The sequence below is a fragment of the Fulvivirga ligni genome, assembly GCF_021389935.1.
Lineage (GTDB): Bacteria > Bacteroidota > Bacteroidia > Cytophagales > Cyclobacteriaceae > Fulvivirga > Fulvivirga ligni.
Map to the genome: position 1 here is coordinate 2,653,725 of NZ_CP089979.1, position 14,569 is coordinate 2,668,293.

General features: G+C 39.7%; 7 protein-coding genes. 2 read left to right on the top strand and 5 right to left on the bottom strand.

The window, feature by feature from the left end; genetic code table 11:
• Positions 1 to 61: 61 nt before the first annotated feature.
• On the top strand, positions 62 to 3,307 hold the full coding sequence (locus LVD16_RS11480; protein ID WP_233774085.1) for a hypothetical protein: 3,246 nt from the start codon (positions 62 to 64) through the stop codon (positions 3,305 to 3,307).
• Between the two features lie 248 nt (positions 3,308 to 3,555).
• Here LVD16_RS11480 and LVD16_RS11485 read toward each other — a convergent pair whose 3' ends face one another.
• From LVD16_RS11485 to LVD16_RS11500, 4 genes are all read right to left on the bottom strand, one after another.
• Positions 3,556 to 6,996, bottom strand: a complete 3,441-nt coding sequence (locus tag LVD16_RS11485; RefSeq protein WP_233774086.1) for an FG-GAP-like repeat-containing protein — start codon at positions 6,994 to 6,996, stop codon at positions 3,556 to 3,558.
• Positions 6,997 to 7,119: 123 nt separating this feature from the next.
• The gene (locus LVD16_RS11490) at positions 7,120 to 8,193 is read right to left on the bottom strand and encodes an agmatine deiminase family protein (RefSeq protein WP_233774087.1); all 1,074 of its coding nucleotides are present in this window, start codon (positions 8,191 to 8,193) and stop codon (positions 7,120 to 7,122) included.
• Positions 8,183 to 9,058, bottom strand: a complete 876-nt coding sequence (locus tag LVD16_RS11495) for a carbon-nitrogen hydrolase (protein ID WP_255697920.1) — start codon at positions 9,056 to 9,058, stop codon at positions 8,183 to 8,185. The genes LVD16_RS11490 and LVD16_RS11495 overlap by 11 nt, the downstream gene beginning before the upstream one ends.
• A 164-nt stretch (positions 9,059 to 9,222) precedes the next feature.
• Positions 9,223 to 11,088 carry a basic secretory protein-like protein gene (locus LVD16_RS11500; RefSeq protein WP_233774088.1) on the bottom strand — a complete coding sequence of 622 codons (1,866 nt, stop codon included), beginning with the start codon at positions 11,086 to 11,088 and terminating at the stop codon, positions 9,223 to 9,225.
• A gap of 378 nt (positions 11,089 to 11,466) precedes the next feature.
• Between LVD16_RS11500 and LVD16_RS11505 the strand changes: the two genes are divergently transcribed.
• A complete protein-coding gene (locus LVD16_RS11505) occupies positions 11,467 to 13,443 on the top strand; it encodes an FGGY family carbohydrate kinase (RefSeq protein ID WP_233774089.1) in 1,977 nt (658 codons plus the stop codon).
• Here the strand turns inward: LVD16_RS11505 and LVD16_RS11510 are convergent.
• Entirely contained in the window at positions 13,440 to 14,525 is a 1,086-nt protein-coding gene (locus tag LVD16_RS11510) for a glycoside hydrolase family 26 protein (protein WP_233774090.1), read from the bottom strand. The genes LVD16_RS11505 and LVD16_RS11510 overlap by 4 nt on opposite strands.
• Between the last annotated feature and the right edge of the window lie 44 nt (positions 14,526 to 14,569).

Here is a 14,569-nt window from a genome sequence, read left to right on the forward strand (position 1 = left end):
AGTAAGCTTTTTCTTTATTCATTTTTGCTTACAATCTTTTGCAAAGTCTAAATTGAACATAATGATCAATAGAATTCTCAAAGCCTTTGTTATACTTAGCTTAGGCATGATGATGCAGCCAGTTAAAGTTTTTTCTGACGTCCACATAGCACCTATCAATTTTTCAGTAGACCCTAAGGATTCGACAATTTTGGCTAATTTTCAACAGACTTTATCACAGTTAGGTTGGCCGACATTTTATGATATTAATGCTCCCGCAAGATCTTGGAGTGGTGTTACATGGTCTAGTTATTCCGAAGGGGGCCGAGCAACTTACGTGGGATTGGATGGATCTACTTTTGGATTTCAAACTGATAGCCTGCCTGAGCAAATTAATTTATTGAAGGATTTGGATCAATTGGAAAGTTTGACCATTTCGGAAATTGGCATAACCTTTATACCCCCTCAAATTAATGAGCTTACACAGATCAAGACTTTGAGCTTAGTTTATAACAACTTAAATAGCTTGCCATCTGATATTTCCAATCTTACCAGTTTAGAGCAGGTACTTTTGAATGGTAATAAGTTCACAGACATACCTGATCTTTCAAGTCTTACTAGCTTAAAGTACCTCAATCTTAATAAAAATCCTATTGTTGAAAATTACACTATACCGCCCATGGAATCTTTGGAATTTCTTGGGCTTCAACAGTGTGGCTTAACTAGATTGCCCGAAACAATTAATCAGGTTCCTAATTTGAAGCAGCTGGTATTATCGTTTAACTATCAGCTGCAATCATTTCCCAATAATCTTAATCAGCTAACTAAACTCGAACAGTTAAGTGTAAATGAGGGAAATTTAATGGAGCTGCCTGAAGCTTTCGGAAACCTTACTTCATTGAAATTATTAGATGTTTCTAATAATAAACTAAAAAATCTACCGACCTCACTCAGCGCGCTAAACTCTTTGGAAATTATTCGTTTTCAATCAAATGAAATAGAGACTTTTCCTTTAAGCATTGCTGGGCTACCTCATTTAAAGGAAATAAATGGTAGTAGGAATAGGATGGCTGGGGGCATTCCTTCAGAATTGTTTACAAGATCAGATTTGAGAGTTGATCTATCTTTTAATATGCTTTCAGGGGTTATTTCCACCTCAGCAGCAAAGCCCATGCCCACCCTCTTTTTTATAAACAATAACTCATTTACTCTCAAGGATATTAATCCGATTTATCAAAGATTAAAGAATAATAACACCAACTTTAAATTTAATCCACAAAATTTAGTAGGCGAGAAACAGAAGTTAATTCCTCATGCGGGTTCAGAGTTGAGCCTTTCGATTAGTGCTTATACCCCATTGGCAGGAGTAACTGTAAAGTGGTACAAGACGCCAAAGTTAATTTATAATGGAGCTCCGATCCTTGTTGGAAGTGGTTTGCCTTTAGTGATAGAGAGTTTTAAACCGTTACAAGATAAAGGTATTTATTATGCCGTAATTACGCATCCTGCGCTACCGAATTTGCAAATCGAAAGTGAGAGAACTCGAGTTGTCGGTGATAATCAAGCACCGAGAATAGTAGTGAAAAATTTTCTAGCCTTTCGAAATGATTCCGTACCAAATATAACTTTCAATGTGTCTGACGATTTTACATATCAAAAGGATCTTCTAGTAAGTATTTCAGAAACTGAGAATTTGGGCTTTGAAGTTATTGCTGAAGAAACAGCTAACATTGAAAGAAGAATTATTTTAAAAGACCCAAATTGGGTAGGAGTGGATACGGTTACTTTCACAATTACGGACGAAGAGGGTGTATTTGCAGAAAAGAATGTAATCATTAAGGTGGCTGATGCTGAGAATAGCGGTCCAATAATTAAACCGATACCACCCATCTATCTCAATTTTGATTGGGCTTTTGAAAATGGTTCAGAAGGGCCCTGTTCTATGACATATATTTATAGCGCTACCACTATTTTAAGTCCTTTTGCTACTGATGATTTTGATATTATTGATGACTTATACTTCTCATTAGATCCCTTAGATAGTACAGAGTTTGCTAACAACGACAACATTTTCGTTACCATAAACCAGTTTGGTGAAACTAAGCAATTAGACATATTACTTTTTGCCTGTGAAGATACCACGTTGAATAAAACTGTCCATCTGATTGTGACAGACAAAGAAGGAGCAAAAAGCACTGCTCCAGTTACTATAATTTACAATCCATTAGCGCCTAATACTCCTCCAGTGGTACAGCCTATCCCAGATCAGCTGATGGTGAAAGGATCTCAAGGGTTTGCTGATTTGGATCTATCAGACTATGTGAAAGATGACTATCTTAATATCACTGATCTAAACTTTGAATTAGGAAGTGCTAGTAGTTTCAATATAGAATTTACTGAACGTGCAGGTACAACTTACTTAATGGCTCAGCCAATGTTTTCAGATAGTAGTTACACTCAGAAAGTTGACTTTTATGTATTTGAATCTACTAACCAGAGCAGTTATTCATCATTTAGTATCACTTTCATGGTTATAGAAACTGGGTTTATTATTTCTGGCTTGGTGATAGATGAGGATAATTTACCTGTACCTGGAGTAGAAGTTCAAGGTTATACCGAAGAAGCGTTTACAGATGAAAGTGGGAAGTATGCTATAGAAGTTATACCAGGTTGGTCTGGTACCCTGACGCCTATGCTTGCTGATTATACTTTCAGTCCAGAGCAAATTGTTTTTGAAAATGTCCAGACAGATTCTTCTCTTGCAAATTTTATCGGAACCTATGTGGGTGAATATATGATTTCTGGTACTATAAGCTTTGCCTCTAATGAGGTAGGTGTTGAGGGAGTTGTGTTAGATGGACTTATTAATGAGGATGTTATTACTGATCAGAATGGGTATTACGAGTTTTCTGTTCCTAAAGGTTGGTCTGGCACTATCACCCCAATGTTATCAGGGTATACTTTTACACCAGGGTTCATGACCTATGAGAATGTAAATGAAAATTGGAGTTTCCAGAATTATATTGCGGAGGAAGTTACCGGAGTTGATGACATTGATGCAATTCCATTCTCATTCATGCCCAATCCGGCATCGAAGTCAGTGTCCATTTATTTCAAAAAGGAAAGTATTTCTTCAGGCTCCGCTCAATTTTACATTTATGATCTCGAGGGTAGGGAGTTGAAAAAGTTTGAATTATCCCCTGAAACGGAATTTTTGATTTGGGATGGCACTGTGGATTACGGCAACAGGATTGAGTCGGGGATGTATGTTGGAGAGCTGTATAACGGGGAAAAGGTATTTCAATTGAAATTGCTGTGGATTTATTAATTTAGTTGAAACTATAGAGATAAAACATGCCCAAAAAAGAATGCCCCTCCTGCGCCATGGAAATTGATGCTAAAAGTAAGCAGTGTCCCATTTGTGGGTATGAATTCCCGGCTCAGAGTAGGTGGATGCAGGTAGTAGCAATAATAATGATTTTATTAATCCTGTATTTCTGGATTTTTTAAGGTGTATCCCAGTGAGTTTTATTTCACGGAGATACACTTTATGAAGGCTTTATGCATTTGCTTTCATTAATTCTTCATTAATCTTCCCATGAAGATATTATTTCGTACATCGATGGCCTTTATAATGTATTGGCCATTATTCCAGTCTGATACATCTATCGAGGTGTAATCGCTACCTTCCGGCTGAATGTGGTGCAGAAGTTTTCCTTGAATGCTATAAACGTACAACTCTGAAATGCCCTGGTAATCATCGTATTTATAAAAATCCTTATCAAAGGAAAGAGTTACCGCTTTGTCTGATGGGTTAGGATACACATGAAGCTCATAAGTAGAACCTTTAGATTCAAACTTAATAGTGTTTACCAGAACATTGGTAGAAATAGCATCTTCATAATCGAAGGTGATACTAGCCACAGCTTTGATTTGTTCTCCGCCCACCAGATGGTTATGAGGCTTAATAGTGAACTTAAAGAAGCCATGACTGTCCTTTTCATTGGTGGTGCTATCAGGTAAGTAGATATTATTGAAAGACACCCTTAAAATTCCTCTTTCATCGATGTTATAAGTAAAATTATGGCTTGAATTTACAGTTTTAAAGGTGGATTCATCAAGATACTCTGAAATCGGAAAGGATAGGTAAACCCTTGATGCATAATACGTTCCCACGTTCTGAAAGCGGATTCTGTAGGTGAGTGTTTCATTTTTACTCACAAACTTATCAGCACCTTCGCCTTCAGGTAATACTGCTATGTCATTGGGATCTATTGCGCCTACTATGCTATTGCTTTCCGTCATGGAATTATTGCTTTCATCAAGATCAGATCCTGTAGCTGTAATGCTCGAATACACTAATAGATCTTGCCCCACTGTGGTCTCAAGAGTAACTGAATCTGTGATGATAATGCTGGTTGAAGCCCCTGGTTCTATTGTTCCTAAATTGAAGGTGTATTCATTGTCGCCACTTAGGGTGTAGGGGTAATTTGCTTCATTAATTACCACACTGGCCGGATAAGTCAATGTAATATATGAATTATAGGCTGCTTCCGTTCCCAGGTTATTATAATGTAGTACGGATTCGGCCGTAAAGCCCCTTCGCCATGCACTGGTAGTGTAGTCAATAGATAGATCATAACCATTGCTTACAGCTTGCAGAGGAATATTAATATTAGTAGAGCTACCTGTTACGGCAAAACTATTAGGACAAGATAAATTCCAGTAATTGCTCTCCACTAATAATGATATGGTATAGCTGCCATCTTTTAGGTAAAAGGCCATTTGACCATTCATGTCAGAGGCTACAATCTTATTTTGCTCTTCGATTACCAAAGCGATATTTGCCAAAGAAGGCTCGCCGGCATCTTGAATACAGTTGTTATTGATATCATGAAAAACTACTCCTTGAACATTGCTGGCACTTTCTTCCACTATGGTGATGAATTCATTAGAAGCCTGATTTGTTACATATTGTATAATGCCGGAAGGCCATTGTACCTCTATACTGTCGATCACAGTGGCAGTGCCCAGTCCGAAATGCGATCGTAAGCTATTCTGGCTGGCAAAACCTGAAATGGGATTAACTTCTCTAAGTTGCCATGTACCATCGGTTTTTACTCTGACTTGCGCTCCAATTCCATTGGCATTACTCACCGTGCCTTCAAGTCTTATGTTAGTCCAGGTGTTATCATTCTGCTTGTTGCAATACAATCGGTCTTTCTGATCACTATGGAAGGAAAGCATTACATCTAAAAAGCCATCTTTATTGTAATCAGCCCAAGCCTGACCGTAGTTAAGTCCTAAATCAGTAGCTATTTCCTCATCAGTAACCTTGGTGAAGCTGCCAGTTCCATCATTGATGTATAAAAAGTTAGGCCCGTTGTCATTAGTTACAAAGAGATCTAAATCCGTATCGTTATCAATATCTATCCAATTGGCTCCATGGCTATGTCCACGATCTGATACTGTAATGGAACTGGTGACTTTTGTGAAAGTACCATCAGTATTATTGGTATAAAGTGCATTGTTCTGGTTAGAAGAGTTGGTTACAAAAAGATCCATGAAGCCGTCTCCATTGTAATCACCCCAGGCGCCACCTACAGAATTGTCTGTGTCAGTAACTATGCTTCCTGTGGTAATACGCTCAAATTGAAAATTACCTATGTTTTTGAATAATGAATTTGGCTGATTGTCTCCATTTGGTATGAAAATATCTACCAAACCATCATTATTATAATCTGCTAAAAGCGGAGTTGTGGAGCGGTTGCTTACCTGACTTACTGGTGTATTCTCTACTTTTGAAAAGGTGTTATTGCCGTTGTTTTTATAAAGGTGATGGAATCTCGTTTTAAAAAAGTTAGTTAATATCAAATCCACAAATCCATCATTATCAAAATCAGCGAAGGCGGCACCATGAAAATATTGAGGATGCACATCTATTCCGCTTGATGGTAACGCTGAAAAAGTCTCATTACCGTTGTTGATATAAATCATACTGGCATTCCCTGTAGCGTTAACAATGCAAACATCCAAGTCGCCATCATTATCAATATCTGCCCAGGCACTGGCTGCTGTTTTTTCTTTGCTGGTAATCCCGGAAATTGTGGTGCTGCCGAGTGAGCCGGTGTTGTTTTTAAAAATGGCATTTGCTCCTGAATTATTCTTGTCTACCACGAAAAGATCTTCCCATCCATCATTATTGTAATCTATCCAGGCGCTATTCCAGCTGTCCGTAAATGAGTTTATTAAGCTGCCATTTCCGCATTTGTCCATGTAAACATTGCTGGTGCTACAGTCAATTATTGCAATGGTAGCTTTGTCAGAAACTACAAAAGTACCAGTAGCCTCACCTACCAGGCAATCAAATTGCCCTGCATCTGTAATAGTTGCTTGTTGTATGTTTAAATTTTTTGAAGTGGCACCTGAGATATCTACTCCGTTTTTTCTCCATTGATAATTAAGTGCACCTGCGTTAGTACTTTCTGCTACCACTGAAAGATTAATATTTTCGCCATCACAAACTGTTTGGCTAAGAGGTTGGGTGAGGATGGTTGGCGGCGAAACGCTGGAGTTATCAGTGCCACTATAACCACAAATTGAAAGCAATGAATCATTGACAGGATTTACGAACTCGAATGAATAGGTAGCAGCTGGAGGAAGGTTTTCGTTGTAAAAACAATACTTTACAATAGTTGTATTGCCAGATATTTCAGGAGTAGAGGCTGGTCCAGCTACTACATTCGCCAGAACATTGCCAATCCAAATTCTCCGTATGGCAGGTGGGTTTATGATTGGCTCATCGTAAATAAGCGTTATATCACCCGTTTTTGGCAAATTTTCATCAACTACAGCATATGGAGTACCAACAAAATTATCTGCTACAGGAGTACCACTTACGCCAGCGCAGCGGTTGGCCTGTCCATTTCCATTATTCCTTTTGTCAATAACTGGACAAGTTTGTCCATAAGCTATGATTCCAATAGCGAGAAATAAAATAGTAAAAGCTGCTTTCATCCGTCCTCAATTTTGGTCTTGAGGACGAATTCAAATGCGTTGCCAGAAATTAACTATTTGATAAGCAGTGATTTAAAAATTGAAAAAATTCCATTGTAAGGAATAATTCCGTCAGATGTAAATCTATATTTTTGGTTCTTGCTGACTCAGGCAGTGAAAAGAGCCCAAGCCCCAGATAATATCGAGGGAATTAATACCAATTACCTTTCTTCCTTTAAATGCTTCAGATAAGATGCTCAGCGCTTTATCATCATTCTTGTCTTGAAAGGTTGGTACAATTACATGTTCGTTACTGATATAGAAATTTGCATATGAGGCAGGCAGGCGCATGTCCTCAAAAATGATTTCTCTAGGCATAGGTAACTCTATGATATTCAATTGTTTTCCGTCTAAAAGCCTGATTTTTTTCAGTTCTTCCAAATTCTCCTGAAGTGGCTGGTAGTTCTCGTCATTTTTATTTTCTTCAACTACCGTTACCACTGTGTCCTCATTTACAAATCTGGTGAGATCGTCTATGTGGCCATCAGTATCATCACCCACTATGCCATCTCCTAACCATAAGATCTGATCTACACCATAATAGTTATGAAGATATTCTTCTATCTGCCCCTGGTTTAAGTTGGGATTTCTGTTTTCATTTAGTAGGCATGAGGTGGTAGTTAAAAGCGTTCCTTTGCCATTAAACTCAACAGAACCACCTTCCATAACGATACCTGGATGTAAAACAGGTAAATTGTAATGCTCAGCAATTTTAGTAGGAACCACATCATCCAGATCATACGGGGGATATTTGTCTCCCCAGGCATTATAACCCCAGTCAACAATAATTTTCTTGTGTTCTGCTTTCGGGTTGATCAAAAATGCCGGCCCATGATCTCTGCACCATGCATCATTAGTAGGATGAATGAAAAATTCGACCTTACTAAGATCAGTATTGTTGTCTTGTAAATGACCAATGGCTTTAGCTTTCATTGACTCATCACAGACGTTGATCCTTACTTTTTCACTTTCAGTAAGTACTTTAATGAAATCAGCATAAGGACTATAGATGGTTTCAATTTTGCCAGGCCATGACTCCTCTTTATGAGGCCAGCTTAGCCAGGTGGCCTCATGTGGAGCAAACTCTGCTGGAAAATAATACCCTAATTCTTTAGGTGTTTGACCCTGAAAAAGTGGCGACGAACTGTTATTCTTCATCAAGAAAACGCTTAGTGATGGGTTGGTATGAATCTATTCTTCTGTCTCGCATAAATGGCCAGTGCGTACGGTATTGATCCGATTTAGCAAGGTCAAGCTCTTGTACATGAACTTCTTCCTGATCATGAGACGCTTTGTACAGAAGTTTTCCAAAGGCATTGGTAATAAATGAACCACCCCAGAATCTCATCTCGGCTTCGCTGCCCACCCGGTTTACAGACACTACAGGTACACCATTCGCTACAGAGTGTGAGCGCTGTATGGTTTGCCATGCTTGATATTGTTCATCATTAGTATCAATATCCTGATCCCTGTGCCATCCTATTGCGGTAGGGTAGAAGAGGATTTCTGCTCCTTTTAAGGCTGTAATTCTGGCTCCTTCAGGATACCACTGATCCCAGCATATAAGTACGCCTATGGTGGCAAATTTTGTTTTAAAGACTTTATAGCCTAAATCTCCTGGTGTGAAGTAAAACTTCTCATAGTAACCAGGGTCATCAGGAATATGCATTTTTCTGTACTTTCCTAAGTAAGTGCCATCTGCATCTAATACGGCTGTGGTATTGTGGTAAAGACCCTGTGCTCTCTTTTCAAATAGAGAGGCAATGATCACCACGCCTAGCTCTTTAGCTACTTCAGAAAGGGCATCAGTGGATGGTCCGGGGATAGACTCTGCCAGCTTAAAGTTTTCGTAATCTTCTACATCACAGAAATATAAAGAACGAAATAGCTCTTGCAGACAAACGATTTGCGCGCCTTGTGCAGCGGCTTCTTTTACTTTTTCAATGGCCTTGGTCAAATTCTCTTCCGGTGAAGAAGAACAAGTCATTTGAACAGTACCAATTTTTACTTTTTTATCACTCACAGATTAATAATTTATTCGGGTAAATATAATGCATAAAATAATTATTACGCATACAATTTTTATACACTGAAAGTTTTAATCTGAGTGTGTGAAATAAAAGAAATTTCACATTTTTTTAGGTAAACCGAGCCTCTCAAAGTCTGAGAGGGCTCGGCTTATCGATCTTATTGCTTTAAGAACTTACGTTTTTCAATAGAGCCATCAGACTTTTTGATTACTAGAATGTAATAACCTTTTGGCAGGTCCTGGATATTCATTTTAGTTTCATTTAACTTATTATCTGATAGGTCTTTACTAATCACTTTTTCTGTGCCAGAGTAAATGTCTACAGCTTGTAATGTTGCTGACTCACCACTTTTAACGCTAATCTCATTGGCAGCGGGATTAGGATAGACAATGTCTGTACTTGTGCTCACGATGTTATTGCTCAGTGAAGCTTGATATTGGTTCCATAAAGACTGCACGCCTTCACCTAATATATTTTGGCAGGCAGTATTCCATGACCAATTGCTGTAATCACGTGCTGACTGATTGAACTTAATGGCAAAATCCGGGTCCTTATTATCGGCTATCCAATCAAGGAAAAAGCCGGATCTTGTATAGCCGTCAGTCCAGCTTCCACCAGGGCTTGGATATCGCTGTGGCGAAAAGCCATAGGTATTAATTCTTACATAATCAGCCAGACCTTCTATAAAGCCATAAAAGTCGGTTCCGGGAGTGTAGCCACCGGCATTTTTAGGCTCCCACTGATAGCCATGAGTACCCTCATGAGCTAAAATACCTCTAAGTTCAGCTTCCACAGCGCCATAGTCTTGGTTATGACTGTTGTAATAACTCTCCATGTACCTGGAACTCACGGTAATAGAGATTTCGGGCGGACTTCCTGATTTATAGGCAACTCCATCAAAATCGCTTAAAATCAGATTGAGTTTAGTAAAATTGACACGTGCATCCAGGTTGTCTTCATAAATTTTCTGACAAATTATAAGGGTCATTTCTCTCAAGACCTGATCCATATTGGGCATGGCAGTGTTTACAATGTTAGAACCTGTGGTACCTGCCGCCTGGTTGTCAAATACCACAGTAGGGTAAGTGAAATATTGCCAGTCGGATAGGTCATCAGAGACGGTTCCTAGCAATTCCCATTCTGCTAACTGAGTAGCTCCTGCGCCATTATTCACCATATTTAAGCGGTAATAGGTATAGGAGGTGCTGTTAGAAAATGAGAAAGTCTTCTTCTGAAAACGATTAGGAAAATCTATACCATTTCTGCTATCTAATGTGGTCCAGCTAGAACCATTATTGGAACCTTGAAGCGTCCAGTTTAACGGATCTCGTGCCGCAGCATCATTAGCTGAAGTAAGTGTGTAGGCTGAAACTACCGGGGATCCACTAGCCTGAAATTGCACCCATGCCGACTGGTGAAAGGTCAGGTATTTAGTAGATGATGAATTGTCAATCAGCTTGCTAATGTCTTCATTATTAGGAGAATCAGAATACTGAGCGCTAATGGTGCCACCTAAATTGGTGATATCAGTTTGCTCGAATGTGCCAATTAATTCTAATTCAGCTAACTGAAGGGCGCCATCCCCATTGTTTACCATATTCAACCTGAAGTAGGTGTAGGCGGTAGAGTTAGAAAACGAAAACGTCTTCTTCTGAAAACGGTTTGGGAAATCTACCCCATTTCTGCTGTCTATGGTAGTCCAGCTGGTGCCATTATTAGAGCCTTGAAGTGTCCAGTTAAGCGGATCTCGAGCTGCAAAATCGTTAGCTGAGGTCAATGAATAACTGGTAATAACCGCTGCGGTGGTAGATCGAAACTGCACCCAGGCGGTACCGTGAAACGTAAGAAACTTGGTGGACGATGACCCATCGATGAGGTTGCCAATAGCCTCATTGTTCGGGGAGTCTGAATACTGTGTGCTGATAGTGCCGGGATAATCCGTAATATCAACACTTTGTGCCACCGCTTTGGATTGAGCAAAATACAGCCCAATGCAAAGCAAAGAGAGAATCATTTTTCTCATAATAAAATCGGTTTAGGTTTATGTAATTAACGATTATGAAGATAGTGGTTAAATGGATTCTGTCTAAATCGGGGTGTTGGATGAAGATAAAATGAGTGTAAGAAATCGTTTGAAATTTGTCTTATCCTAAGAGAGTGTATAAGATATAGCGCTAATACGTATCAATGAAAGGTGTATTTCTTTAGCAGTGTACCTTTTGTCGTTCTCTTTATCTATTTATCGAAAATTATGTAGAGTGTAATTTCTTGCCTCAACTTAACCTGAATGGCAGACTTCTAAATGGATAAATATTGTTAAAATTAATTATGGTCAAAATGACCATAATTAGAAAAAGTTATATATATTTACCTGACGTATAATTGACGTAATTCTGATTTTATGTATTTACTAGGCTATGATATAGGAAGTTCTTCAGTAAAGGCAAGCTTGCTGAACGTTGAGAAAAATCAGGTGAAATGCGTGGTGCAATATCCTGATAATGAGATGGATATTATCTCACGCAAGCACGGATGGGCAGAGCAGCAGCCGGAGCTCTGGTGGCAGAACTTTATCATCGTTACCAGAAAGCTTTTAGCAGAATCTAAAGTGCCAGCATCTCAGATAAAAGGTATCGGCATCTCTTATCAGATGCACGGGTTAGTGCTGGTAGACAAAGACTATCAGGTACTTAGACCTTCCATTATTTGGTGTGATAGCAGAGGTGTGGAGATTGGGAAAAGCGCTTTTAAAGAGATGGGACGGGAATATTGTCTCCAGAACTTATTAAACAGCCCTGGTAATTTCACTGCTTCCAGATTAAAGTGGGTTAAAGATAACGAGCCAAACATTTACCAAAGAGTACATAAATTTATGCTGCCCGGAGATTTTATTTCTTTAAAGCTCACAGGCGAAGCATATACCACCATTCCTGGATTATCAGAAGGGATTTTCTGGGATTTCAATGAGCAAAAAGTATCGTCAGAGCTCCTGAACTATTATGGACTTTCAGAAGAGCATATTTGTGATATTACCCCCACCTTTGGCATACAAGGCCAGGTAACAAAAGAAGCTGCCGCTTTATGTGGATTGAAGGCAGGTACTCCTGTGAGCTATAGAGCTGGGGATCAACCTACTAACGCATTGGCGCTGAATGTGATGCGCCCTAATGAGATAGCAGCAACCAGCGGAACCTCCGGAGTGGTGTATGGTGTGGTGGATAAACCCATTTTTGATTATAAATCACGAGTGAATTCATTTGCTCACGTCAATTATGAGCAGAATCATGATAGGATAGGGGTTTTGCTCTGCCTAAACGGTGCCGGAATTCAATACAGCTGGATGAAAAACCAGATCGCTCGTGGAGATAGGAATTATAAAGATATGGAGCGCATGGTATCTACAGTACCTATTGGGTGTGATGGACTATGCATATTGCCCTTCGGAAACGGAGCCGAACGTATGCTGGAAAATCAGAATATCAACTCGCACATTCATAATATACAATTCAATAGACACGATAGAGCACATTTATATAGGGCGGCTTTAGAGGGTGTTGCTTTTTCATTTGTGAGAGGCGTTAATATTCTCAAGGAAATTGGCCTTAAGGTAGATGTAATGCGGGTGGGCAATGACAATATGTTTCAGTCTGAGGTGTTTTCTACTACCATTGCTACGCTGCTTGATTGCCAGATAGAGGTGATGGACACCACCGCAGCAGTGGGAGCAGCTCGGGCAGCTGGCGTGGCTACAGGTGTTTATAGCTCACTTGAACAGGCTTTAGAGGGAGTAAGTGCAGATGTAGTTTATGAACCTGAGTATGACGGAGCGGCTTGCCATAGAGCTTATAATTATTGGCAAAGCTGCTTAGATAAGGCTTTAATGCATAACGCGGCTCGTCCGGCAAATCTTAATCTTCGAGAAGCTCTGGAAGATATGGAGCTGAAAATGGAGGAAAAAAGCAAAGAGTTGACGGCTCTTCACCTCAAAATTCAGGCTCGTGATGAGTTTTTGGAAGAACTTAAAAATGATATCAGAGATCTCCAATCGGAAAATGGCTTTGACCATTCTTATCAGCTGGATCGTATCTTGAAAAAGATTGACAATCAGATGGATAGAAGTAATCGTTGGCAGTCTTTTGAGCAACATTTTGATGTTATACATGGCGATTTTTTTAAAAACTTGAAAAGCAGTTTCCCGGGCCTTTCGGTGTCTGATGTGAAGTTGATGGCCCTTCTGAAAATGCGAATGAATACCAAGGACATTGCTGAACAGCTCAACCTCTCAGTAAGAGGGGTGGAGACCAGAAGGTACAGGCTTCGTAAAAAGCTACAGCTGGACAGGCACCTTGCTCTGGATAACTTTGTAGAGCAGATTTAATGGGTTTTATTCAGGTATTGGTACAAAGTGTCTGATGATAGAATAAACGTCTTTTTACTGGTTTCTTCTCTCCATTTTTTAGTGATCAATGAGCTTTTCTGCAGACGGGCATCTATCTTTTGAAAAGTAGGATTGTCCTTCCACATAGGCTGGGACTTCCAGTAGGAGTTGATGTAACTCACCGCTTTTATCTCATCCGGATTATCATGGATGGTTTTGAACAAAGGAATAAACCATTTTTTCCAAGCTACTTCAGCCTGTTTTGCATCAGAAAGATTTGTGGCTATAGTTTGTCCATCGAATTTAATGGTTTCGTCGCCAATGGTAGGTGTAGCCTCAGCTATGAACACTGGTTTTCCTTTTTGGCGGGCAAACTCTATCATTTTAGCTTCATCGTACCGAGCGAAGAAGGAATAGGCGCACCAGTCTACATAGTCATCACCAGGGTACCAGGCCTCCAAATGATCCAGGCTTGATGCCCAGCCGGTAGATTGCCATACAAAAGCAACATTATTCACTTCCAAGCTATCAAAGACATCATGAATATGACGGAAAGATTTGATATAGTCCTCTCTGTTATAATGATTCCACTGATGGCCATCAAACTCATAACCTACACGTAGAAATACAGGCCTCTCGCCTTGCTTTTTGATGAATTCTGCCAAGCCAACTATTAAGTCATCATGCTCACCATTAGCAACTTGTGTCTCATGGTTTACAAAAGCCAAGCCGATAGCCAAAGCCATATTTTTAAAGTCGGGATCAGACAATTGCATGGCTATGTTGCTAGGTCCATCACCCCAGTTATCCGTGGTATTTACGCCGTCCAGGCCTTTGTTGATGTGACCAAATGAGCTGTCTCCGGGTGAAAAATTAGTGTACATGGTAAAGCCAGCTGGTCGGTCGAAGTTGTCCAGGTAGCCATCATTATAGTTCTCCAATCCACCGATAGCGGCTAATTCCTGGCCCACAAAGAGCAAGACTTTGCCATCTTCAGGTTCGAACTTAGCTAGTTTCCTTGCGGGCTTAGTAAGACTCTTTTCAAGTTGGGGATCTGACTCTCTACTTTTTAAACAGCTCATCACAGTTAAAAGTAATATACAGATAATGAAGGGTTTCAAGGTCA